Source organism: Streptomyces polygonati, from assembly GCF_042650325.1.
Taxonomy (GTDB): Bacteria; Actinomycetota; Actinomycetes; order Streptomycetales; family Streptomycetaceae; genus Actinacidiphila; species Actinacidiphila polygonati.
Genome location: NZ_JBHSBB010000007.1, coordinates 389819 through 413179 on the forward strand (window position 1 = coordinate 389819; position 23361 = coordinate 413179).

Below are 23361 nucleotides of genomic sequence, written 5' to 3' on the forward strand. Positions count from 1 at the left end.
GCGTCCCCCTCCTCTCCCGCACCGTCCGTCCTGCCGCGGTCCTCCTCACAGCTCGCCCACACCCGTCAGCCGGACCACCGCCCGGCCCTCCTCGTCGGAGGCCGCCAGATCCACTTCCGCGGAGATACCCCAGCCGTGGTCGCCGTTGGGGTCGGCGAAGGTCTGCCGCACCCGCCACAGGCCGTGTTCGGGCTGCTCCTCGATCTGGAGCAGCTTGGGGCCCCGGGCGTCCGGGCCGGTCCCCAGGTCGTCGTACTCCTCCCAGTAGGCGTCCATGGCCTCCGCCCAGGTGTCGGCGTCCCAGCCGGCCTCCGCGTCGAGCTCCCCGAGCTGGTCGTACTTCTCCAGCGCGGCCAGCTCCACCCGGCGGAACAGCGCGTTGCGGACCAGCACCCGGAAGGCGCGGGCGTTCGCGGTGACCGGCTTGACCTGGTCGGCGCGCTCGGCCGCCTGCTCGGCGGTCTCCACCTCGGGGTTGGCCAGCTGCTCCCACTCGTCGAGCAGGCTGGAGTCCACCTGCCGGACCAGCTCGCCGAGCCAGGCCGTCAGATCCTGGAAGTCCTCCGACTTCAGGTCGTCCGGCACGGTGTGCTCCAGTGCCTTGTAGGCGCCGGCCAGGTAGCGCAGCACGATGCCCTCGGTCCGGGAGAGCTCGTAGTAGGAGACGAACTCCGAGAAGGTCATCGCCCGTTCGTACATGTCGCGGACGACCGACTTCGGGGACAGCGGATGGTCGCCCACCCAGGGGTGGCTCTTGCGGTACACGCCGTAGGCGTGCAGCAGCAGTTCCTCCAGCGGCTTGGGGTAGCTGACGTCCTGGAGGCGCTCCATGCGCTCCTCGTACTCCACTCCGTCGGCCTTCATCGCATTCACCGCGTCGCCGCGCGCCTTGTTCTGCTGGGCGGCCAGGATCTGCCGCGGGTCGTCCAGGGTCGACTCCACCACCGAGACCATGTCCAGCGCGTAGGAGGGGGAGTCGGGGTCGAGGAGTTCGAAGGAGGCCAGCGCGAAGGTGGACAGCGGCTGGTTCAGCGCGAAGTCCTGCTGGAGATCGACGGTGAGGCGGACGATGCGGCCCTGGGGGTCGGGCTCGTCCAGCCGCTCCACCACACCGCCGTCCAGCAGCGAGCGGTAGATCGCGATGGCCCGGCGGATGTGCCGCAGCTGGGCCCGGCGGTCCTCGTGGTTGTCCTCCAGCAGCCGGCGCATCGCCTCGAAGGCGTTGCCCGGGCGGGCGATGACGGACAGCAGCATGGTGTGCGTCACCCGGAAGCGCGAGGTCAGCGGTTCCGGATCGGCGGCGATCAGCTTCTCGAAGGTGGCCTCCGACCAGTTCACAAAGCCCTCGGGCGCCTTCTTGCGCACCACCTTGCGCCGCTTCTTCGGGTCGTCACCCGCCTTCGCCAGCGCCTTCTCGTTCTCGATGACATGCTCGGGGGCCTGCGCCACCACGAAACCGGCGGTGTCGAAGCCGGCCCGGCCGGCCCGGCCGGCGATCTGGTGGAACTCGCGGGCCCGCAGCACCCGCACCCGCTGGCCGTCGTACTTGGCGAGCGCGGTGAACAGCACCGTGCGGATCGGGACGTTGACGCCCACCCCCAGGGTGTCGGTCCCGCAGATCACCTTCAGCAGGCCGGCCTGGGCCAGCTTCTCCACCAGGCGCCGGTACTTGGGCAGCATGCCGGCGTGGTGCACACCGATGCCGTGCCGCACGTAGCGGGAGAGGTTGCGGCCGAAGGCGGTGGTGAAGCGGAAGTTGCCGATCACCTCGGCGATCGCGTCCTTCTCCGCCCGGGTGGACATGTTGATGCTCATCAGCGCCTGGGCCCGCTCCACGGCCGCGGCCTGGGTGAAGTGCACGATGTAGACGGGGTATTGACGGGTCTCCAGCAGTTCGGTGATCGTCTCGGTCATCGGGGTGGTGCGGTACTCGTAGCTGAGCGGCACCGGGCGGGTCGCGGACCGCACCACCGTGGTGGGCCGACCCGTGCGGCGGGTCAGGTCCTCCTCGAACCGGGTCACGTCACCGAGCGTCGCCGACATCAGCAGGAACTGCGCCTGCGGCAGCTCCAGCAGCGGGATCTGCCAGGCCCAGCCGCGATCCGGCTCGGCGTAGAAGTGGAACTCGTCCATCACCACCTGGCCGACGTCGGCCGCCCTGCCGTCCCGCAGCGCGATGGACGCCAGCACCTCCGCGGTGCAGCAGATCACCGGCGCGTCCGGGTTGACCGAGGCGTCGCCGGTCAGCATCCCCACGTTCTCGGTGCCGAAGAGTTTGCACAGGTCGAAGAACTTCTCCGACACCAGCGCCTTGATCGGCGCGGTGTAGAAGGTCACCTCGTCACGGGCCAGCGCGGCGAAGTGCGCACCGGCGGCGACCAGGCTCTTTCCCGAGCCGGTGGGGGTGGAGAGGATGACATTGGCCCCCGAGACCACCTCGATGAGCGCCTCCTCCTGGGCCGGGTAGAGAGTGAGGCCCTGTCCCTCGGCCCACGTCGAGAAAGCCTCGAAGAGCGCGTCGGGATCGGAGTCGGAAGGCAGCTGATCGATAAGGGTCACCCCTCCATCTTGCCCGCCCCGGGCGCCGGGGGCGCAGCCGCGGCGACGGCGGCCTTGATCATGACCGGTATGGTGTGCCCTCGACACGGCGTCAACTCCGCCCGCGGGCGGCTGAAAAGGGGGGCTGAGCAGCACCATGATGGGACCTGCGCACTCACTGTCCGGGGCGACTGCCTGGCTGGTGGTGGGCGGCATCGCGGCCGCCCTGGATCACCCGATGCCGTGGCCGACGCTTGTGGTCGGTGCGCTGATCTGCGCGGGCGCCGCTCTGGCCCCCGACCTCGACCACCACGCCGCGACCATCTCGCGCGCCTTCGGGCCGGTCTCGCGCGGCCTGTGCCAGATCATCGACACCTTGGGAGCCGCCACCTACAAGGCGACCAGGAAGCAGGGCGACCCGCGCCGGACCGGCGGGCACCGCACCTTGACCCACACCTGGATATGGGCCGTGCTGGTGGGCGCCGGCTGCTCGGGCGCCGCCGTCATCGGCGGGCGCTGGGCCGTGCTGGCGATCCTCTTCGTCCACATGGTGCTCGCCGTCGAGGGCCTGCTGTGGCGGCAGGCGAGGACATCGAGCGACGTGCTGGTGTGGCTGCTCGGCGCCACCAGCGCCTGGGTGCTCACCGATGTGCTGGACAACCCGGGCAACGGCAAGGAGTGGCTGTTCACCCAGCCGGGAGAGCACTACCTGTGGATCGGCATGCCGATCGTGCTCGGCTCGCTGGTGCACTGCCTGGGCGACGCGCTGACGGTCTCCGGGTGCCCGATCCTGTGGCCGATACCGATAGGCCGCAGGCGCTGGTACCCGCTGGGGCCGCCGCACTTCATGCGGTTCCGCGCCGGGAGCTGGGTGGAGATCAAGGTCCTCACCCCGGCGTTCTTCGTCGTCGGCGGAGTGAGCGCGCTCGGCGCCCTGGGCGTCTTCGGCTGACCCCGGCGGCGGCCGGGAGCCCTTCCCCGGCCGCCGCACTAGCCGTGCCACGATCGCCAGAGGGCCGCGTAGGCGCCGTCGGCGGCGACCAGCTCGTGGTGGCTGCCCAGCTCGCTGATCCGGCCCTCCTCGACCACCGCGATCACGTCCGCGTCGTGCGCGGTGTGCAGCCGGTGGGCGATGGCGACCACGGTGCGGCCGTGCAGCACCCGGGCCAGCGAGCGTTCCAGGTGGCGGGCCGCCCGGGGGTCGAGCAGCGAGGTCGCCTCGTCCAGCACCAGGGTGTGCGGGTCGGCCAGCACCAGCCGGGCCAGGGCCAGCTGCTGCGCCTGCGCCGGGGTGAGCACCGCCCCGCCGGAGCCGACCTCGGTGTCGAGGCCCTCGGCCAGCGCCAGCGCCCAGTCCCCGGCGTCCACCGCCCGCAACGCGTCCCACAGCTCCTGGTCGTCCGCCCGGGCCCTGGCCAGCCGCAGATTGTCGCGGAGACTGCCGACGAAGACGTGGTGCTCCTGGTTGACCAGCGCCACATGCTCCCGGACCCGCTCGGCGGGCATCCTGGCCAGCTCGGCGCCGCCGAGAGTGACCTCGCCGGTGCGCGGGGCGTAGATCCCGGCCAGCAGCCGGCCCAGCGTGGACTTGCCGGCGCCGGACGGCCCGACCAGGGCCAGCCGGGTGCCGGGCGGGACGTTCAGGGTGACCCCGTGCAGCACGTCGGCGCCCGCCCGGTAGCCGAAGCGCACCTGCTCGGCGGCCACCTCGCGGCCCCGCGGCGAGACGCTCTCGTCGCCCTCGGCCTCGGCGACCTCCCGGACGCCGACCAGCCGGGCCAGCGACACTTGGGCGACCTGCAGCTCGTCGTACCAGCGCAGGATCAGGTTGACCGGGTCGACGAGCATCTGGGCGTAGAGGGCGCCGGTGGTCAGCTCACCGGCGCTCACCCAGCCGTGCAGCGCGAAGGTGCCGCCGATCATCAGGACGGCGGTCAGGATCAGCGCGTGCGTCAGGTTGATCACCGGGAACAGCACGCTGCGCAGCCACATCGTGTAGCGCTCCCACGCCACCCACTGCCCGATCCGCAGCCGGGACAGCTCCTCACGGCGGTCGCCGAGGCCATGGGCCTCGATCGTCCGCCCGGCGTCCACGGACTCGGCGAGCACCGCGGCGACGGCCGCGTAGCCGGCCGCTTCCGACCGGTAGGCCTTCGGGGCGCGTTTGAAGTACCAGCGGCAGCCGGCCAGCAGCAGCGGGAGCGCGACCAGTACCGACAGGGCCAGCGGCGGGGAGGTGACGGTCAGCGCGCCGAGCAGCAGCAGCACCCACACCACAGCGATCGCCAGCTCCGGAACGGCCTCGCGCATCGCGTTGGACAGCCGGTCGATGTCGGTGGTGATCCGCGACAGCAGGTCGCCGGTGCCGGCCCGCTCCAGCACGCCCGGCGGCAGCGCCACCGCGCGCACCAGGAAGTCCTCCCGCAGGTCGGCCAGCATCCGCTCGCCGAGGATCGCGCCGCGCAGCCGTACCATCCGCACGAAGAACGCCTGCACCGCCAGCGCGGCGAGGAAGAAGCCGGCCGTGCGCCCGATCGGGATGTGCCGGTGGCCCGAGGACAGATCCTGCACCACCCCGCCGAGCAGGTACGGCCCCACCATCGAGGCCAGCACCGCGACCGTGTTGACGGTCAGCAGCAGGGTGAACGCGCGGCGGTGCCGTGCCGCCAGCTCGCGGACGTAGGCCCGGACCGTGGCGGGCGAGCCCACCGGCAGGGTGCTGCTCTGCTGGGGCGCGGCCGGGTCGTACCGCGGCGGTCGCACGCCGATCATGCGGACTCCTCCATCGACAGGACGGCAGGGGCGGGGTGCGGGGCAGCGGTGTCGTCCGGCCCGTCGGTCTCCCGGGTGACCACCGCGCGGTATCGCGGGTGCTCGCGCAGCAGGTCGTGGTGCCGGCCGGTCGCGGTCGCCGTGCCGTCGTCGACGAAGACCACCAGGTCGGCCCGGTCCAGCACCAGCGGACTGGAGCTGAGGACGACCGTGGTGCGGCCGGCCCGGATCTCCTTCAGGCCGGCCGCGATCCGCGCCTCGGTGTGCGCGTCCACCGCCGACGTCGGCTCGTCGAGCACCAGCACCTCGTGGTCGGCGACCAACGACCGGGCGAGGGCGAGGCGTTGGCGCTGCCCACCGGACAGCGACCGGCCGCGTTCGGTGATCCGGGCCCGCATCGGATCGCCGGAGTCCGCGTCGGGGCCGGCCAGCGATTGCACCAGGGCGTCCAGTACGTCACCGCACTGCGCCGCGGCCAGCGCGTCGGCCGGGGTGACCGCGCCGGACGAGGGCACGTCCAGCAGTTCGGCCAGGGTGCCGGACAGCAGGACGGGGTCCTTGTCCTGGACGAGTACGGCGGCCCGCGCCGCGGCCAGCGGCAGCGCGTCCAGCGCCTGCCCGCCGAGCAGTGCGGAGGCCTCGCCCTCGACCGCGTCCGGGCTGTGGCCGCCGAGTCGGTCGGCCAGCAGCCCCGCCGCGTCCGGGTCCCCGCACACCACCGCCGTGAACAGCCCGGCCGGAGCCCGCAGCCCCGTCACCGGGTCGTACAGCTCACCTTCGGCGGCCAGCTCCGCCGCGGCACCGGTCATGACCGGCACCGCCCCCGGCCGCGACAGCGCCAGCACCCGGGCGGCGCGCTTCGCCGACGGCCGGGAGAAGGACCAGGCCATGGCGATCTCCTCGAAGTTCTGCAGCGGGAACATCAGGAAGGCCACCGCGCCGTACACCGTGACGAGTTCGCCCACCGAGATCCGCCCGTCGAGGGCGAGCCGCGCGCCGTACCAGGCGACACCGACCAGCAGCAGGCCGGGCAGCACGACTTGGACAGCCGAGATCAGCGCCCACATGCGGGCGCTGTGCACAGCCGCCGTACGCACTTGCTGGGACGCCTTGCGGTACCGGTCGAGGAAGAGCTCCTCGCCGCCGATGCCGCGCAGCACCCGCAGGCCGGCCACCGTGTCGGCCGCCAGTTCGGTGGCCCGGCCGGCCTTCTCCCGCTGGAGGTCGGCCCGTCCGGTGGCGGCCGGCAGCAGCGGCAGCACCGCCACCGCCAGTACGGGCACGGCCGCCGCGACCAGCACACCGAGCGCCGGCTGGTACACCAGCAGCGCGACCGCGACGCCGATGGTGGCCACCAGCGCGGAGGTGAAGCGGGCCAGCGCTTCCACGAACCAGCCGATCTTCTCCACGTCACCGGTACTGACGGCGACCACCTCGCCCGCCGCGACCCGCCGGGTCAGCACCGAGCCCAGCTCGACGGTCTTGCGGGCCAGCAACTGCTGGACGCGGGCCGCGGCGGCGATCCAGTTGGTGACCGCGGTGCGGTGCAGCATCGTGTCGCCCAGCGCGGTCAGCACGGCGAGCACCAGCATCAGCGCCCCCGCCAGCGCGAGCCGGTGGCCGGAGCGGTCCACCACGGCCTGCACCGCCATGCCGACGGCCACCGGGAAGGACGCCACCGCGCCCATGTGGAGCGTGCCCCACGCGGCGGCGGCCAACTGCCCGCGCCACTGGCGCACTTCGAGCCAGAGCAGGAATCGGAAACCCGAGCGGACATCGGGCACGCCCGGGTCGGGGAAGGGAAGGCTGCGTAGGGACGGCATGATGTCCTGGGGTCGGCGCGAGCGTGGCGGAGTCGTGACCGGCCGGGCGTATCGGGAAAAACCGTGCCGGCAGTGGTCAGGAGACGAGCCAGGGTCGCGTCGGCGCCGGTGCCCGGTCAACAGGTTTTCCGCTGACCGGCGGGAACGGGCCAGGGCCGTCCGCGCGTCACAAGGCCCAGGGGAAGGGCCCCGGGAGGAAAGGCGGGCAGCGCATGCGAGGAAGGGCTACCACCCGTACGGGGGTGCTGGCCGCGACGGCGGCGGGCGCGCTGCTGCTCGCGGGCTGCGGCGGCGCCCGGAGCACCCACGGCCCAGGCCCCTCGGCTGGTTCCGGCAGCCCCCGCGGCTCGGCGGCGGCCGCTCCGGCGGGCGGCGGACCCGGCGGGAAGGGGACGGCGGCGAGCCCCGCACGGACCCTGCCCGGCGTCGGCCCGGTGATGTCCGCCGAGGTGCCCGCCTCGGCCCGCCAGGCGATCGTCGTCTACGGAGCCGGACCGACCACCTCGCAGTCCACCGTCGCTCTCTTCACCAAGGGCGCCGACGACGTGTGGCACCGCGGACCGGACTGGCCCTCGCACAACGCGATCCACGGCTGGACGCCCCAGCACCACGAGGGCGACCTCAAGAGCCCGATCGGGGTGTTCACCCTGCACGACGCGGGGGGCCTGCTCGCCGACCCCGGCGCGCTGCTGCCCTACCACCGGTCGACCGCGTTCACCACGCCGGCGTCCTGGCCGCCGGGCTACCACCACGACTTCGACTATGTGATCGCCATCGACTACAACCGGGTCGTCGGCACCTCACCCGCCGACCCGACCCGTCCACAGGGCGAGTCCAAGGGCGGCGGAATCTGGCTGCACATGGACCACGGAGTGGGCACCTCCGCCTGTGTGACCGTCTCCAAGGACGCCATGCGCTATCTGCTGCGGACCCTCGAACCCGCGGACCACCCGGTGATCGTGATGGGCGACAAGGCCCATCTGGCAAGCTGAGCGGGCCGGTTCACCGGTTGGCCTCCGCACGGCGGGACACGGCAGACTGTGGCTCGGCAACTCCCAACCGCAGATCCTGAGCAGCGTTCCTGAACCACAGAGGAGACCCCCCACCCATGAAGGGCTTTCGTGCCTTCCTGCTGCGCGGCAACGTCGTCGACCTGGCGGTCGGCATCGTCGTCGGCGCCGCCTTCAGCAGCCTGGTCGACAACTTCGTCAAGGCGTTCCTGACCCCGATCGTCGGAGTGGTCTCCGGCGCTTCGGGCGACTTCAGCGCCAAGACGTTCAAGGCGTCCGGTGTGAAGTTCCCCTACGGCCTGTTCATCAACGCGGTGATCGGCTTCGTGATCGTCGCCGCGGTGATCTACTTCCTGGTCGTGCTGCCGATGAACCGTCTCCAGGACCGTTTCTTCCCGAAGGCGGCCTCCGCGCCCATGCGCGAGTGCCCGGAGTGCCTGACCCCGGTGCCGGCCGCGGCCAAGCGCTGCAGCGCCTGCACCGCGCAGATAGGGCCGCGGATCGTCGACCAGGACCCCACCGGTTTCGACCCCCGCCGGTAGCGGCCGCTACGCGCTCCCCGTCCCCTGCTCCCCGGCCCGACCGGACGCGGGGGCCGCGGGGTGCTCCGGCTCGTCCAGTACGGACAGCAGCGCCGTCAGCTCCACCCGCTGCGCGTCGCTCAGCGGCCCCAGCAGTTCGGCGGCGGCGGTGCGCCGCGCCCGGCGCAGATTGAGCAGCGCCTCACCGCCCCGCTCCCGCAGCTCGATCCGGATCACCCGGCGGTTGCGCGGATCGGGCACCCGCCGGACGAGTTCGCGTTCCTCCAGCGCGTCCACCAGCGTGGTCACCGCCCGGGGCACCACCTCCAGCCGCTGCGCGAGATCGGCCATCCGCGGCGGCTCGTCGCAGTGCGCGAGCGCCCGCAGCAGCCGGGCCTGCGCCGGGGTGATGCCCAGCGGCTCCATCAGATCCCGCTGAAAGCGGTGCAGCCGCCGGCTCAGCTGGAGCAGCTGATCGGCCAACCGCCCGGTGACCTGCTCGGGAGTGGCCTGTTCGGGCGTGGCCGCATCCGGGGAGAGCTCCTCGGGTCCGGCCTGCCGCGCGACTGCGGTGGTGCGCGATTCCATGGGTCCACGATAGCAGGACGCCATTCATTGTGAGCGTAGGTAACAATGACCTATACTCCCTATGTCAGTCCCTGTCCGAACGCCTCAAGGAGTCCTTTGCGCCCCGAAAACGATCTCGTGAACCGGTGGACACCACCGAAGAAGAAACCCGCCGGCCCTACCGATGTGCGCCGCATCGTGCGGCTCTTCCGGCCCTACCGCGGCCGGCTGGCCGTCGTCGGAGTGCTGGTCGGCCTGTCCTCGCTCGTCTCGGTCGCCTCACCGTTCCTGCTCCGGGCGATCCTCGACACCGCCATCCCCCAGGGCCGCACCGGGCTGCTGGCCCTGCTCGCCCTCGGCATGATCGCCACCGCGGTCGCCAACGGCGTCTTCGGCGTCGGCCAGACGCTGATCTCCACCACCGTCGGCCAGCGCGTCATGCACGATCTGCGCACCGCCGTCTACGGCCGGCTGCAGCGGATGTCGCTGGCCTTCTTCACCCGCACCCGCACCGGTGAGGTGCAGTCCAGGATCGCCAACGACATCGGCGGCATGCAGGCCACCGTCACCTCCACCGCGACCTCCCTGGTCTCCAACCTCACCGCCGTCATCGCCTCCGTGGTGGCCATGGCCGCCCTGGACTGGCGGCTGACCGTGGTGTCGCTGCTGCTGCTCCCGGTCTTCGTCTGGGTCGCCCGCAAGGTCGGCCGCGAACGCAAGAAGATCGCCACCGACCGGCAGAAGCAGATGGCCTCGATGTCCGCGATCATCACCGAGTCCCTGTCGGTCAGCGGCATCCTGCTCGGCCGCACCATGGGCCGCGGCGAGTCCCTGACCCGCACCTTCTCAACCGAGTCCGAGCGCCTGGTGGACCTCGAAGTGCGCTCCAACATGCAGGGCCGCTGGCGGATGGCGGTGATCGGCATCGTGATGTCGGCGATGCCCGCGCTGCTCTACTGGGCGGCGGGTCTCACCTCGGGCCACGGCGGTCCGGCCGTCTCCATCGGCACCCTGGTCGCCTTCGTCTCGCTCCAGCAGGGGCTCTTCCGCCCCACGGTCTCGCTGCTCGCCACCGGCGTGCAGGTGCAGACCTCGCTCGCGCTCTTCCAGCGGATCTTCGAATACCTGGACCTGCCGGTGGAGATCACCGAGCGGCCCGAACCGGTCCGCATCGACCGGGTACGCGGCGAGATCCGCTTCGAGAACGTCGACTTCGCCTACGAGGCGGACGGCGAGCCGACCCTGCGCGGCATCGAACTCACCCTCCCGGCCGGCGGCAGCCTCGCCGTGGTCGGCGCGACCGGATCGGGCAAGAGCACCCTCAGCTATCTGGTGCCCCGGCTCTACGACGTGACCGGCGGCCGGGTGACGATCGACGGCACCGACGTGCGCGATCTGAGCTTCGAGACGCTGTCCACCGCGGTCGGCGTCGTCTCCCAGGAGACCTACCTCTTCCACGCCTCCGTCGCCGAGAACCTGCGCTTCGCCAAGCCGGACGCCACCGACGCGGAGATCCGGGCCGCCGCCGAGGCCGCCCAGATCCACGACCACATCGTGAGCCTGCCCGACGGCTACGACACGCTGGTCGGCGAGCGCGGCTACCGCTTCTCCGGCGGGGAGAAGCAGCGCCTGGCCATCGCCCGGACGATCCTGCGCGATCCGCCGGTGCTGATCCTCGACGAGGCCACCAGCGCGCTCGACACCCGCACCGAGGCCGCCGTACAGGACGCCATCGACGCGCTGTCGGCGGGCAGGACCACCATCACCATCGCCCACCGGCTGTCCACCGTGCGCGACGCCGACCAGATCGCCGTCCTCGACGCCGGCCGGATCGTGGAACGCGGCACCCACGACGAACTCGCCGCGAAGGACGGCCGCTACGCCGCACTGCTGCGACGCGACACCCAACTCGCCACCACCGCGCCCTGATCGACGGCGCGGTTCGCCGAGGGGTCAGCCGGCCGGCGGCGCCGGCCTCACCCCGACGCCACGAGGACGACTTCCAGGGTGCGGGGGCCGTGGACGCCCTCGACCCGGTCGAGTTCGATGTCGCTGGTGGCGGACGGCCCGGAGATCCAGGTGAGCGGGCGGGTGGCGTCGAGCCGGGGCATCGCCTGCGGCACGGAGTCAACCACCTGGTCCGGAGCCAGCACGACGCAGATGTGATGGTCGGGCACCAGGGTGATCCTGCGGTGGCCCTGGTCGGGTGAGCCGTCCAGCACGATGGTGCCGGTCTCGGCGATGGCCAGCGCGCAGCCGGTCACCACGCTGTCCACGGCGTCCAGTTCGCGGGCGCTCGCCTCCCGAGCCGCCGGCACCAGTTCCACGCCGGTCACCCGGGACAGCCATTCGGGCGGCAGCCCGGGCGGCACCACAGCCCGCCGGCTGCCGTGCTCGGTCAGCAGCCGGGCGATGGTGCCGGGCAGACCCGCGGCATCGGTCCGGTGGACCGCCGCGCGGTAGTCCGCGAGGTTGTCGGCGAGCAGGTCGGCGCTCTGCCGCGCATTCCGCTCGGCGTGCACGGACAGGTAGTCGCGCGCGAGCGCCGCCGCGTCGGCGGCCGGACCGGCCGCCGGTCCTTCCGGCCTGCCCAGGGCGCCGCGGACGCGGCGCAGGATCTCGTCGCGGCTGGTGCCGCTGCTGTTCCCGGTCACTGCTGCGTACCCTTCTGCGGACCCCGGGCCGGGGCGTCCTGCGCGCCCTCGGCCCCTGATGCGGCCCGCTCGCGCTGCGCCCACCAGTCGCGGAAGGACTGGGCGGGCAGCGCGGGCAGGTCGCGGCTCCCGGTCCAGGCCTTTCCGGTACGGCCGGGCAGCTGTCTCGGCTGCAGGCTCCGGGCGCGGACGGCGAGGCGCTGGGTGGCACGCCAGGCGGCGGGATGGTCCAGCGTCCAGCGGCCGGCCCGCATGGCGGCGCGTTCGGCGGCGTGGCCCTTGGCGGGTTTGATGACGCTGCGGGCGCCGCGGGTGGTGACCTCGCCGCCCTCGACGACCCGTTCCCTGAGGTGGACGAGGATCTCCGGGATGTCGATGGCGACGGGGCAGACGTCGTAGCACGCGCCGCACAGGCTGGAGGCATAGGGGAGCGAGGCGTCCAGCGCGGTCGCGGTGCCCCGGAGCTGGGGAGTCAGGATGGCGCCGATCGGGCCGGGGTAGGCCGAGCCGTAGGCATGACCTCCGGCGCGTTCGTAGACCGGGCAGACGTTGAGGCACGCGGAGCAGCGGATGCAGCGCAGGGCTTGCCGGCCGATGGTGTCGGCGAGGGTGTCGGTACGGCCGTTGTCGAGCAGCACCAGGTGGAAGGTCTGCGGGCCGTCGCCCTCGGTGGTGCCGGTCCACATCGAGGTGTAGGGGTTCATCCGCTCGGCGGTGGAGGAGCGCGGCAGGGTCTGGAGGAAGACTTCCAGGTCGCGGAAGGTGGGCACGATCTTCTCGATGCCGACCACCGAGATCAGCGTCTCGGGCAGGGTCAGGCACATCCGGCCGTTGCCCTCGGACTCCAGGACGACCATGGTGCCGGTTTCGGCGACCATGAAGTTGGCGCCGGAGACGGCGACCTTGGCGCGCAGGAACTTCTCCCGCAGGTGGAGGCGGGCGGCTTCGGCCAGCTCGGCGGGGGTGTCGGTGAGGTTGTCGGGGGCCGGGCGTCCCCAGCGGCCCATCGCCTCGGTGAATATGTCGCGGATCTCGCTGCGGTTCTTGTGGATGGCCGGTACGAGGATGTGCGAGGGCCTGTCGTCGCCGAGCTGGACGATGAGTTCGGCCAGGTCGGTCTCGTAGGAGCTGATGCCGGCTGCGGCGAGTGCTTCGTTGAGCCCGATCTCCTGGGTGGCCATGGATTTGACCTTGACGACCTCGGTCTCCCCGGTGGCGCGGACGAGTTCGGTGACGATGCGGTTGGCGTCGTCGGCGTCCACGGCCCAGTGCACCACTCCGCCCGCCGCGGTGACCGACTCCTCCAACTGGACGAGGTAGTGGTCGAGGTGGCGCAGGGTGTGGTCCTTGATCGCCGCGCCCGCTGCCCGCAGCTGGGGCCAGTCGGTCAGTTCGCGGATGGCGACGGCTCGTTTGTCGCGGATGGTGTGGGTGGCGTGGGTGAGGTTGGCCCGCAACTGGGTGTCGCGGGTGGAGTCGTGGGCGGCCGCGGGGAAAGACGGCAGGCCCAGATACGTACCGCTCATCGGATCTTTCCCGTCTCCACTGGTGCGAAGGGCCGGGCCGGCCGGTAGGGCTCTTCCCGGGTCGAGGCCAGGATCTCCGCGAGGTGCACGGACCGCAGCGGGGCGTCCTGACGGCGCAGGAAGCCGTCGAGGTGCATCAGGCACGAGTTGTCCGCGCCGCACAGCACCTGGGCGCCGGTGTCCAGCGCGTGCCGGATCTTGTCCTCGCCCATCGCGACCGAGACGTCCGGGTTCTTGACGGCGAAGGTGCCGCCGAAGCCGCAGCACTCCTCGGCGCCCTCCAGTTCCCTCAACTCCAGCCCCGCGACCGCCTCCAGCAGCCGTCTGGGCCGCTCTCCGAGGCCGAGCATCCGCAGCCCGTGGCAGGAGGGGTGGTAGGTGACCGTGTGCGGGAAGTACGCCCCCACGTCGGTCACCCCGAGCACGTCCACCAGGAACTCGGTCAGTTCGTACGTCTTGGGCACCGACGACGCGGCGGCCGCGGCCAGTCCCTCGTCCCGCCCCTCTGCGGCGGCCCGCTCGGCGATCCGGGGGTAGTTGTCCCGCACCATCGCGGCGCAGGAGCCGGACGGCGCGACCACGTAGTCGTAGTCCTCGAACGCGGCGGCGTACCGGCGGACCAGCGGTTCGGTCTCGTGCCGGTAGCCGGTGTTGAACTGCGGCTGGCCGCAGCAGGACTGCGCCGGCGGGAAGCCGACCTCCACACCGAGCCGTTCCAGCAGGGTGACGACCGCCCGCCCGGTGTCCGGGTACAGCAGGTCGTTCACGCAGGTCACGAAGAGGGCTACGCGCACGGGGACTCCCCGGCGCCCGCGGCCGGGCCGAGCGGCTGTCGATCACACATGCGCCCATCCTGCCGCAGGACGGAGCCGCAGGGAAGCAGACATCCGATGTTTTCCTGGGCTTTCGGCGGCTTATTGGTGCCGGCCCTCCGCCTGCCGCTGACCCGCCCGGCCCGTGCCCATGTCGGCGAGCAGGGCCGTCAGCGCGCTCAGTACGGCCACCGCGGCGGTGACGACCACGGCCGTCCAGCCGACGTCGCCGAGCGTGGCCGCCACCACGAGCACCACCGCGGCCAGTGCGGCGACCGCCGAGACTCCCGCCAGCACCGTCTTCCAGCTCTGTGTCCCCATCCTCACAACCTAGAACAACCTAGAAGGTGGCGGCCTCCCGTGCCGGGGCGATGCCTGCCGCGTCCGCCCCGCCGGACAGCAGTGCCCGGATCTCCCGGACAGCGGAACGCCCGGCCCGGTTCGCGCCGATCGTGCTGGCCGAGGGCCCGTAGCCGATCAGGTGGACCCGCGGGTCCTTGACCACCCGGGTGCCCTCGATCCTCACGCCGCCGCCCGGTTCGCGCAGCCGCAGCGGCGCCAGGTGGTCGAGCGCCGCCCGGAAGCCGGTGGCCCACACGATGACATCGGCGTCGAGGGTCCGGCCGTCCGGCCAGGCCACCCCGTGCGGCGTGATCCGCTCGAACATCGGCTCGGGGCGCAGGACGCCGCGTGCCCGGGCGTCCCGGATCGCCTCGGTGGCCGCCAGCCCGGTGGCCCCGACCACGCTCTGCGGCGGCAGTCCCCGCCGGACCCGCTCCTCGACCCGCGCGACGACCGAACGGCCCCAGTCCTCGTCGAAGGCGGCATCCCGGAAGACCGGCGGTCTGCGGGTCACCCACGTCGTACGGGCCACCTCGGCCAGCTCCATCAGCAGCTGCACGGCGGAGGTGCCGCCGCCGACCACCACCACGTGCCGCCCGGCGAACTCGGCGGCGCCCCGGTAGCCCGCGGTGTGCAGCTGCCGCCCCTGGAAGGTCTCCTGACCCGGGTAGTACGGCAGGAACGGCCGGTCCCAGGTGCCGGTGGCGCTGATCAGCGCCCTGGGCGACCAGACCCCCGCGTCGGTCTCCACCCGCAGCCTGCCGTCGAGCCCCTCCCGCACCGCCCGGACGTCGACCGGGCGGCGCACCCGCAGGCCGAAGGCGTCCTCGTAGCGTGCGAAATAGGCGCTGACCACCTCGGACGACGGGAGGCCGGGGTCGGCGTCGCCCAGCGGCAGCCCGGGCAGGTCGTGCACGCGGTGCGCCTTGCCGTAGGTCAAGGAGGGCCAGCGGTACTGCCAGGCGCCGCCCGGCCCGGGGGAGTGGTCCAGCACGACGAAGCCGCTGCCCGGCTCGAAGCCCGCCCGGCGCAGGAAATACCCGGCCGACAGGCCGGCCTGCCCGGCGCCGACCACGGCCACCTCGACATTCCGCACGTCACCCGACTCGTCCATGCTGGTGGCAACGAGCGGTCGGGGGGAAAGCTTCCCGCCGCGCGCCCCGCGAGGGCACCTGACGCGGTCGGCCCGGCGCCCGGGCAAGCCGGGGGTCCGCCCCGGCGCCTCAGCGCTCGCCCGAAGCCGTGATCGGATCGGCCGGCATGCGGGGGTCGCAGGCCCAGCGGCGCAGGCGCGAGACCCGCTCGGCGGCCTCTTCGAGGCGGGACAGCGAGAGGTCGCCGTCGAAGACGGCGCGGGCGGCCGCGGTGTGGATGGCGGCGTGGACGCCCTCGCCGCTGGCCGGGCCGAGGCGCAGGAGGTCCACCCCGGCGATCCAGGCGAGGACGGCCGCGCCCGGCACTCCCCAGCCGTCCACGATCGAGGGAGCGTCCAGGGCGTCGCTGACGACGACGCCGCCGTAGCCGAGTTCGCCGCGCAGGATGCCGGTGATGGCCGGCGCGCTGAGGGCGGCGGGCAGGCCGTCGGGGCCCGGGACGGGAGTATGGCCGGCGGTGATGGCGCGCACTCCGGCCGCGGCGCCCTCGGCGAAGGGCCGCAGGCTGCCGGTGCCGGTGAAGGGGCCGAGAGCGCCCGCCACACCGTGGGTCTGGAGGTCGGTGACGAAGACGCGGGTCTCGTCGGCGCGCGGGCCCGGCCGTACGCCCAGGTGCAAGTTGGCGCCGGCGGCGACGAGTTCGGCCGCGGCGGCGCTGCCGTCGCCCTTCCGGCGCGGCCCGGGATGCCCGGTGAGCGCGTCCGGGAGGGCCGCGCGGACGGCGTCGGTGGTCGCCCGGGCGGCCGTACCGTAAGCGTGTACGGCCGCGCCCGGCGTGCCGCGCTCCAGCCGGCGCAGCAGCCAGTCGGGCAGCCGACCGTCGTCCCCCTCGACGGAGGGCAGCAGGCACGAGTCGACCAGCGTGGCGAGCCGGTGCAGCACGTTCACGTCGGTGTCCCCCTTCGGGGCGCGGCAGCGGTGGGCGGTGTCCCAAGGCCCGCTGAATGGTACAGACCAATCGCCGTCGACGGCAATCCGGTCACATCGACCCCATCAACCCCCGTCCGTGAACGCCCGGTCGGGCACCCCAGGGGCGAAGTGCCGCCACCGGCACCTCGCCGCGCCCCGCGGCTACCGCCCGCCGGAGAGCAGCAACGGCGCGCCACCCGGCGCCGACGCGGGCCGGCCGTTTGCGGCGGGCACACCGGTGAGCGGGGACGGGAGCGGCGGCAGCAGGCCGCGGGCGGCGAGTTCGGGCATGACGCCCTCGCCGAACCAGTAGGCCTCCTCCAGGTGCGGATAGCCGGACAGCACGAAGTGGTCGACGCCCAGCGCGTGATACTCCTCGATCCGGTCCGCGACCTCCGCGTGGCTGCCCACCAGCGCCGTACCGGCGCCGCCGCGTACCAGACCGACCCCGGCCCACAGATTCGGCGCGATCTCCAGCTTGTCGCGCCGCCCGCCGTGCAGCGCCAGCATCCGCTGCTGGCCCACCGACTCGCTGCGGCCGAGCGCCTGCTGCGCCGCCGCCACCGTGTCCTCGTCGAGGTCGGCCAGCAACCGGTCGGCGGTCGCCCACGCGTCGGCCGACGAGTCCCGCGCGATCACATGCAGCCGGATGCCGAAGCGGACCGTACGGCCCTCGGCCTCGGCCAGCGAGCCGATCCAGTCGATCTTCTCCTTCACCTGCGCGGGCGGCTCGCCCCAGGTCAGATAGACATCGCTGTGCCGCGCCGCGACGGGCCCGGCGGCCGGGGACGAACCGCCGAAGAAGATCTCCGGCAGCGGGTCCGGCGGCAGCGCGGTCAGCCCGCCCTCCACCTGGTAGTGCTCGCCCTCGAAGTCGAACGGCCTGCCCTCCCACACCCCGCGCACCACCGAAAGGAACTCGGCGGTGCGCGCGTACCGGCTGTCGTGGTCCAGATGGTCGCCGAACCGCCGCTGCTCGGTCGGGTCGCCGCCGGTCACCACATTGAGCATCAGCCGGCCCCGGGTGATGCGCTGGTAGGTGGCCGCCATCTGGGCCGCCAGCACCGGTGAGATCACCCCCGGCCGGAAGGCGACCAGGAACTTCAGCCGCTCCGTGTGCTGGGACAGCGCCACGGTCGTCAGCCAGGCGTCCTCGCACCAGGTGCCCGTGGGCGTCAGGACCCCCTCGAAGCCCAACTGGTCGGCGGCGCGGGCGATCTGGGCCAGATACTCGATGTCGGGGGCGCGGATGCCGCTGACCGGGGTGATCCGGGACCGCTTGACGCCGCCGTCGGTGTAGGCGTGCCGGTCCACCAGGGTGCGGCCGTCGCCTCCGGTGGGCAGGAACCAGTGCAGATGTACGGACATGGGGCGGAGCCTTTCGGTGGTACGGGCGGGGGAGCCGGTCACCCTGCGGGGAGGCGCCACGCGGTCGGGCCGACTGCCGCACCCGCCCCCGCCGGCGGGGCCGGGACCCCGGGGAAGGCGGGTCGCCGGGCGGCGATCCCGGCACGGGAGGTGTCCCGGGCGCGGCGACCGGACAGGTCACCGGGACGGCGGGGACGGCGGCGGGCAGTCGTACGTCAGCGGCCGGCGGGACACGCGGCGCTCGCCACCCGCAGCAGGTCGATGTGACCGCGCGTGGTGAGCAGGCAAGGACGTGACATGCAGCGAAGGTAGCCAGCGCCCTGTCGGCCGGTCAATGGCGTCTCGGCACGTGGCCACCGCCGGCCGGGCCGGCCGGCGGGGTGCGCCGCCGACACGGCCCCGGCGCCCGCGGCCGCCGCCGCCGGGGTGCGGCACCATGGACCCATGGCCGACACCTTCACCACGCGAGTGCTCGATCTCACCACCGGCTCCCGCGAGGCGGTGCACGACCTCACCGATGCCTGCGCCTCCTTCCTGCGGGAGGCGGCGCCCGGCCGCGACGGACTGCTCAACGTCTTCGTGCCGCACGCCACCGCCGGGATCGCCGTGATCGAGACCGGCGCTGGGAGCGACGACGATCTGCTCGCGCTCCTGCGGGACCTGCTGCCCGCCGACGACCGCTGGCAGCACCGCCACGGTCACCGCGGACACGGCCGCGACCACGTGCTGCCCGCGCTCGTACCGCCGCACGCCACCCTCCCGGTCGTCGGCGGCCGGCTGGAACTGGGCACCTGGCAGTCGGTCGTCCTGGTGGACACCAACACCGACAACACCGACCGCCGGGTGCGGTTGAGCTTCCTGGGCTGACCCGCCGTAAGAAGCGCCGCGGCCCCGCCGGTGTGCCGCGCCGCGGCCCCCTACGCGCCGCCCAGCACCTCCGCGAGGTCGTAGCCCACCGGCTCCTCCAACTGGGCGTAGGTGCACTGCTCCGGCTCGCGGTCGTCCCGCCAGCGGCGGAACTGCGCGGTGTGCCGGAAGCGGGCGCCCTGCATGTGGTCGTAGGCCACCTCGACCACCCGCTCCGGTCGCAGCGGGACCCACGACAGGTCCTTCTTGCCGGTCCACCGGCTCGGCCCGCCGGGCAGCCGGTCGGCGGCCTGCGCCTCCTCGCTGGCCCAGCGCTCCCAGGGATGGCCCTCGGCGCTCGCCATGCGCAGCGGCTCCAGTTCGGTCATCAGCGCCTGGCGCCTGGCCATCGGGAAGGAGGCGCAGACCCCGACGTGCTGGAGGCGCCCGGCGCCGTCGTAGAGGCCGAGCAGCAAGGAGCCCAGCACCGGACCGCTCTTGTGCGGCCGCAGACCCGCCACCACGCAGTCCGCGGTGCGTTCGTGCTTGACCTTGACCATCACCCGCTCGCCCGGCCGGTACGCGAGCCCGGGCGGCTTGGCGACCACGCCGTCCAGGCCCGCTCCCTCGAACCGCTCGAACCAGCCGCGGGCCACCTCGATGTCGTCCGTGGCGGGGGCGGTGAAGACCGGCGCGGCGGAGTCCCGCAGCGCCGCGGCCAGCGCCTCCCTGCGGTCCCGCTGGGCCTCGCCCATCAGGGAGGCGTCGCCCAGCGCCAGCAGGTCGAAGGCGACGAAGCCGGCCGGCGTCACCTCCGCCAGGTGGCGTACCCGGGAATCGGCCGGATGGATGCGCTCCAGCAGCGCCTCGAAGTCCAGCCGCCCCTCGCGGGCGATCACGATCTCCCCGTCCAGCACGCACCGCGCCGGCGCGTGGTCCCGCAGCGCGGCCACCACGTCCGGGAAGTAGCGGGTCAGCGGCTTGCCCGAACGGCTGCCCAGCTCGATCTCGTCGCCGTCGCGGAAGACGATCGCCCGGAAACCGTCCCACTTGGCCTCGTAGAGCATGCCGGGCGGAATGGTCCTGGCGGCCTTCGCCAGCATCGGCCGCACCGGAGGCATCACGGGAAGGTCCATGAGGGCGATTGTCCGGCGCGGGGCCGGTCGCCGCCCGCCGGAAGCCCGGCCGGCCCGCTTCCCTTCGACCGGCCCCTTGCCGGCCCCTCGACCGACGCCCTGGGCCGGACCGGGGGCCGCCGGCGCGCGGCGCCCGGCGGCCCGGCCTAGCGTGGGACCCATGGCAGAATCCCTGGACCTCACCGTCGGCGAGCGGACCGTCCGGGTGTCCAGCCCGAACAAGGTGTACTTTCCGCAGCGCGGACTCACCAAGGGCGATGTGGCCCGCTACTACGTGAGCGTCGGCGAGGGCGCCCTGCGGGCGCTGCGGGACCGGCCCACCACGCTGCAGCGCTTCCCCGAGGGCGTGGACGGCGAGTTCTTCTTCCAGAAGCGCGCCCCCAAGAACCTCCCGGAGTGGATTCCGACCGGCAGGATCGCCTTTCCCAGCGGCCGCCACGCCGACGAGATCTGCCCCACCGAGCCCGCCGCGGTGCTGTGGGCGGCCAACCTCGGCTGCCTGACCTTCCACCCCTGGCCGGTCCGGCGCGGCGACACCGAGCACCCGGACGAACTGCGCATCGACCTCGACCCGCAGCCCGGCACCGGCTACGCCGACGCGGTACGCGCCGCCCTGGAGCTGCGGGACGTCCTGCGGGGGCTCGGCCTGGACGGCTGGCCCAAGACCTCCGGCGGGCGCGGCCTGCACGTCTTCGTGCCCATCGCACCCGAATGGACCTTCACCCAGGTGCGGCGCTCGGCGATCGCGGTCGCCAGGGAACTGGAGCGGCGCGACCCGGAGCGGGTCACCACCGCCTGGTGGAAGGAGGAGCGCGGCGCGAAGATCTTCGTTGACTACAACCAGACCGCCCGCGACCGCACGATCGCCAGCGCCTACTCCGTACGGCCCTTCCCCAACGCGCCGGTGTCCGCGCCGCTGCGCTGGGACGAGGTGCCCGACGCCGTGCCCGAGGACTTCGACGTGGTGACCATGCCGGAGCGCTTCGCCCGGATCGGCGATGTGCACGCCGACATGGACGAACACGCCTTCCGGCTGGACGCGGCCCTCGAACTGGCCGCCCGCGACGAGAGCGAGCACGCCCTCGGCGATCTGCCCTACCCGCCGGACCACCCCAAGATGGACGGCGAGCCGAAGCGGGTGCAGCCCAGCCGGGCCAAGAAGTGATCCGGTCCGCCCGGCTCGACGGCGGAGGCCTCCCAGCGGGCGAAGGACTACCCGGCCGCCCGCTGACCGTCCCCGACGGCCTCGCGGCCCACCGACTCCACCAGCGGCAGCACCCGGTGCGGCACCCGCTCGCGCAGCGCTATCTCGGTGCGGGTGCGCACCACCCCCGGCATCCGGATCAGCCGCTGGATGATGTCCTCCAGGTGCGCGTTGTCCCGCGCCACCACCCGGGTGAGCAGATCGCCGCCGCCGGTGATGGAGAACGCCTCGATGATCTCGGGGACCGCCGCCAGCTCTGCCGCGACCTCGTCCAGACCTCCCTGGGTGACCTCGATCCGTACGAAGGCCAGCACCGGGTGCCCCAGCGCGGCGGGGGATATCCGCGGGCCCGCCGTGGTGATCACCCCGGTCCGCGCCAGCCGTTCGAGCCGCGCCTGGAGTGTGCCGCGGGCCGTACCGAGGATGCGGGCGTACTCGCGAACGCTGGTCCGCGGCTGCTCCAGCAGCAGGCGCAGGATGCGTACGTCCAGGGGATCGACGGGCATGGGACAGCTGTTCCCCTCGTGGTCAGGTCTCCGGCATATGCACTGTACGGATGGCCCAGGACACAGGGGTTACTTTGAGCCACTGCCGGCCGGCGGCGAACTCGCCTGTGCCGGTGGCCCGTTGGGCCGCGCTCGGTCGACCGGCGCGGTACGGCCCGGCCGCCTGCCGTTCCCGGCCTCCGGCGTTCACTCGTACCGGTGAACCGCCCGACCGGAGGGAACCGCCGATCCCCTGAGCGCGACGCGGTGCCGGTGACCGCGGTGGTCCCCGTAACAGCGGTCGTACGGCCGGCCGGCGTCAAGGACGCGGCCCGGGACGGCGGGTGCCGCGGTGGGTACCGTGTGCAAGGTTGCCCGGCCACGCCACGCGGCCCGCCCCGGTCGTCCGCGCCGAGGGCCTCATCGCGCGCGGCATCCGGCCGGAGGTGCGCGCGTCCCGTGCCGCGGTGCCGGCGCCGACCGGCGAGCGCCGGCCGCACCGCACCGCGGGACCCGGGGGCGACGGGATGGCCGTCAGGTACTACTCTCAGCCGCCGTACAGACATCAGGCGGAAGAGGTACGGCAGTGGCCGGGCACGTTTACATCGGGTCGTTCACATCGGCGGGGGGCCGCGGCCTCACCGCGGCCACGGTGGACCCGGACACAGGGGCGCTCACCGCGCTCGGGCACACGGCCGACGTGCCGAACCCGTCCTTCCTCGCCCGGTCCGCCGACGGGCGGACCCTCTACGCGGTCAGCGAGACCGAACCGGAGGGAGCGGCCGCCGCGTTCTCCCTCGCCGACCCCGCCGCGCCCCGGCTGCTCGGGGATCCCGTGCCGGTCCACGGCGGCTCGCCGACCCACCTGACGGTCCATCAGGGACACCTGCTGACCGCGAACTACGCGGCGCCCGGCAGTGTCAGCGTGCTCTCGCTCAACGACGACGGATCGCTCGGCAGGGTCCGCTCGGTGCTGGAGCACGAGGGCGACGGCCCCGACCAGGAGCGCCAGGAGGCCCCGCACGCCCACGCGGTGGTGACCGATCCCAGCGGTCGGTGGGCGCTCAGCGTGGACCTCGGCACCGACTCGGTGCGGGTCTGCGAGCTGGAGGCGGGCAGCGACGAGCTGGAGATCGAACGCGAACTCGGCCTGCGCTCCGGGATCGGCCCGCGCCACCTGGCCTTCCACCCCGACGGCGCCCACGCCTACGTGGTCAACGAACTCGACTCGGTCGTCACCGTGTGCCGCTGGGACGCCGACAAGGGCAGCCTGCGCCCGCTCGCGGAGACCCGTGTGGTGCCCGAGGACGCCGAGGGCGAGAACTACCCGTCGGAAGTGGTGGTCGCCCGCGACGGCCGCTTCGCCTGGGTGGCCAACCGCGGCCACAACACCATCGCGGTGCTCGCCGTGGACGAGGACGGCGAGGGCCTCGAACTCGTGGACACCGTGAGCTGCGGCGGCGACTGGCCGCGGCACCTCACCCTCGACCCGTCCGGCAGCCGCCTCTACGCGGCCAACGAACGCTCCGGCGACGTGACCTGGTTCGACGTCGATGCGGCCACCGGCCTTCCCCGGCAGGCCGGTTCGCTGGCGCTGCCCGCGGTGTCCTGCGTGCTGTTCGCCTGACGCCGTTCCACCGGGGCCCGCCCGGACACACGAAGGCGGGCGGTCCCGTCCGGGATCGCCCGCCGTA

At 73.2% G+C, this 23361-nt stretch carries 20 protein-coding genes; 7 read left to right on the forward strand and 13 right to left on the reverse strand.

The features are described from left to right. Positions 1–45: 45 nt before the first annotated feature. Positions 46–2559, reverse strand: a complete 2514-nt coding sequence (locus ACFO3J_RS08025) for a DEAD/DEAH box helicase (RefSeq protein ID WP_386427547.1) — start codon at positions 2557–2559, stop codon at positions 46–48. Positions 2560–2695: 136 nt separating this feature from the next. On the opposite strand from ACFO3J_RS08025, the gene ACFO3J_RS08030 reads away from it, so the two are divergent. Next, positions 2696–3490 carry a metal-dependent hydrolase gene (locus ACFO3J_RS08030; protein WP_386427549.1) on the forward strand — a complete coding sequence of 265 codons (795 nt, stop codon included), beginning with the start codon at positions 2696–2698 and terminating at the stop codon, positions 3488–3490. A 38-nt stretch (positions 3491–3528) separates the two neighbouring features. Here ACFO3J_RS08030 and ACFO3J_RS08035 read toward each other — a convergent pair whose 3' ends face one another. Beyond that, positions 3529–5310 carry an ABC transporter ATP-binding protein gene (locus tag ACFO3J_RS08035; RefSeq protein ID WP_386427551.1) on the reverse strand — a complete coding sequence of 594 codons (1782 nt, stop codon included), beginning with the start codon at positions 5308–5310 and terminating at the stop codon, positions 3529–3531. After that, positions 5307–7133 carry an ABC transporter transmembrane domain-containing protein gene (locus tag ACFO3J_RS08040; RefSeq protein WP_386427553.1) on the reverse strand — a complete coding sequence of 609 codons (1827 nt, stop codon included), beginning with the start codon at positions 7131–7133 and terminating at the stop codon, positions 5307–5309. The genes ACFO3J_RS08035 and ACFO3J_RS08040 overlap by 4 nt, the downstream gene beginning before the upstream one ends. 212 nt (positions 7134–7345) lie before the next feature. Between ACFO3J_RS08040 and ACFO3J_RS08045 the strand changes: the two genes are divergently transcribed. Beyond that, the gene (locus tag ACFO3J_RS08045) at positions 7346–8125 is read left to right on the forward strand and encodes a hypothetical protein (protein WP_386427555.1); all 780 of its coding nucleotides are present in this window, start codon (positions 7346–7348) and stop codon (positions 8123–8125) included. A gap of 116 nt (positions 8126–8241) precedes the next feature. Then, positions 8242–8685, forward strand: a complete 444-nt coding sequence (mscL, locus tag ACFO3J_RS08050; RefSeq protein WP_386427556.1) for a large conductance mechanosensitive channel protein MscL — start codon at positions 8242–8244, stop codon at positions 8683–8685. A 6-nt stretch (positions 8686–8691) separates the two neighbouring features. Here the strand turns inward: mscL and ACFO3J_RS08055 are convergent, their stop codons facing one another. After that, positions 8692–9252, reverse strand: a complete 561-nt coding sequence (locus ACFO3J_RS08055; RefSeq protein WP_386427558.1) for a MarR family winged helix-turn-helix transcriptional regulator — start codon at positions 9250–9252, stop codon at positions 8692–8694. Between the two features lie 45 nt (positions 9253–9297). Here ACFO3J_RS08055 and ACFO3J_RS08060 point away from each other — a divergent pair, with 45 nt between their 5' ends. Next, positions 9298–11160 carry an ABC transporter ATP-binding protein gene (locus ACFO3J_RS08060; RefSeq protein ID WP_386427560.1) on the forward strand — a complete coding sequence of 621 codons (1863 nt, stop codon included), beginning with the start codon at positions 9298–9300 and terminating at the stop codon, positions 11158–11160. A 47-nt stretch (positions 11161–11207) separates the two neighbouring features. Here ACFO3J_RS08060 and ACFO3J_RS08065 read toward each other — a convergent pair whose 3' ends face one another. The 7 genes from ACFO3J_RS08065 to ACFO3J_RS08095 all read right to left on the reverse strand — a co-directional run bounded on the left by ACFO3J_RS08065 (position 11208) and on the right by ACFO3J_RS08095 (position 17996). After that, positions 11208–11885 (reverse strand): LutC/YkgG family protein, encoded by a 678-nt coding sequence (locus ACFO3J_RS08065; protein ID WP_386427561.1) that lies wholly within the window; start codon positions 11883–11885, stop codon positions 11208–11210. Continuing rightward, entirely contained in the window at positions 11882–13411 is a 1530-nt protein-coding gene (locus ACFO3J_RS08070; protein ID WP_386427563.1) for a lactate utilization protein B, read from the reverse strand. Before ACFO3J_RS08070 ends, ACFO3J_RS08065 begins: the two co-directional genes overlap by 4 nt. Continuing rightward, on the reverse strand, positions 13408–14205 hold the full coding sequence (locus tag ACFO3J_RS08075; RefSeq protein WP_386427564.1) for a (Fe-S)-binding protein: 798 nt from the start codon (positions 14203–14205) through the stop codon (positions 13408–13410). The genes ACFO3J_RS08070 and ACFO3J_RS08075 overlap by 4 nt, the downstream gene beginning before the upstream one ends. Before the next feature lie 120 nt (positions 14206–14325). Next, positions 14326–14544, reverse strand: a complete 219-nt coding sequence (locus ACFO3J_RS08080; protein WP_386427565.1) for a hypothetical protein — start codon at positions 14542–14544, stop codon at positions 14326–14328. A 19-nt stretch (positions 14545–14563) separates the two neighbouring features. Further along, positions 14564–15679, reverse strand: coding sequence for an NAD(P)-binding domain-containing protein (locus ACFO3J_RS08085; RefSeq protein WP_386427567.1), 1116 nt, complete (start codon positions 15677–15679; stop codon positions 14564–14566). Positions 15680–15788: 109 nt separating this feature from the next. Further along, complete coding sequence (locus ACFO3J_RS08090; protein ID WP_386427568.1) at positions 15789–16607, reverse strand: glycoside hydrolase family 3 N-terminal domain-containing protein; 819 nt, start codon at positions 16605–16607, stop codon at positions 15789–15791. A 183-nt stretch (positions 16608–16790) separates the two neighbouring features. Further along, positions 16791–17996, reverse strand: a complete 1206-nt coding sequence (locus ACFO3J_RS08095) for an LLM class flavin-dependent oxidoreductase (protein ID WP_386427570.1) — start codon at positions 17994–17996, stop codon at positions 16791–16793. A gap of 444 nt (positions 17997–18440) precedes the next feature. On the opposite strand from ACFO3J_RS08095, the gene ACFO3J_RS08100 reads away from it, so the two are divergent. Beyond that, positions 18441–18863 (forward strand): secondary thiamine-phosphate synthase enzyme YjbQ, encoded by a 423-nt coding sequence (locus ACFO3J_RS08100; protein ID WP_386427572.1) that lies wholly within the window; start codon positions 18441–18443, stop codon positions 18861–18863. A gap of 50 nt (positions 18864–18913) precedes the next feature. Here ACFO3J_RS08100 and ACFO3J_RS08105 read toward each other — a convergent pair whose 3' ends face one another. After that, on the reverse strand, positions 18914–19978 hold the full coding sequence (locus tag ACFO3J_RS08105; RefSeq protein WP_386427574.1) for an ATP-dependent DNA ligase: 1065 nt from the start codon (positions 19976–19978) through the stop codon (positions 18914–18916). A 160-nt stretch (positions 19979–20138) separates the two neighbouring features. Here ACFO3J_RS08105 and ligD point away from each other — a divergent pair, with 160 nt between their 5' ends. Next, on the forward strand, positions 20139–21143 hold the full coding sequence (ligD, locus tag ACFO3J_RS08110) for a non-homologous end-joining DNA ligase (RefSeq protein WP_386427576.1): 1005 nt from the start codon (positions 20139–20141) through the stop codon (positions 21141–21143). A gap of 47 nt (positions 21144–21190) precedes the next feature. Here ligD and ACFO3J_RS08115 read toward each other — a convergent pair whose 3' ends face one another. Continuing rightward, positions 21191–21688, reverse strand: a complete 498-nt coding sequence (locus ACFO3J_RS08115) for an Lrp/AsnC family transcriptional regulator (protein ID WP_386427578.1) — start codon at positions 21686–21688, stop codon at positions 21191–21193. A 565-nt stretch (positions 21689–22253) separates the two neighbouring features. Here ACFO3J_RS08115 and ACFO3J_RS08120 point away from each other — a divergent pair. Further along, on the forward strand, positions 22254–23294 hold the full coding sequence (locus ACFO3J_RS08120) for a lactonase family protein (RefSeq protein WP_386427580.1): 1041 nt from the start codon (positions 22254–22256) through the stop codon (positions 23292–23294). The last annotated feature ends 67 nt before the right edge of the window (positions 23295–23361 follow it).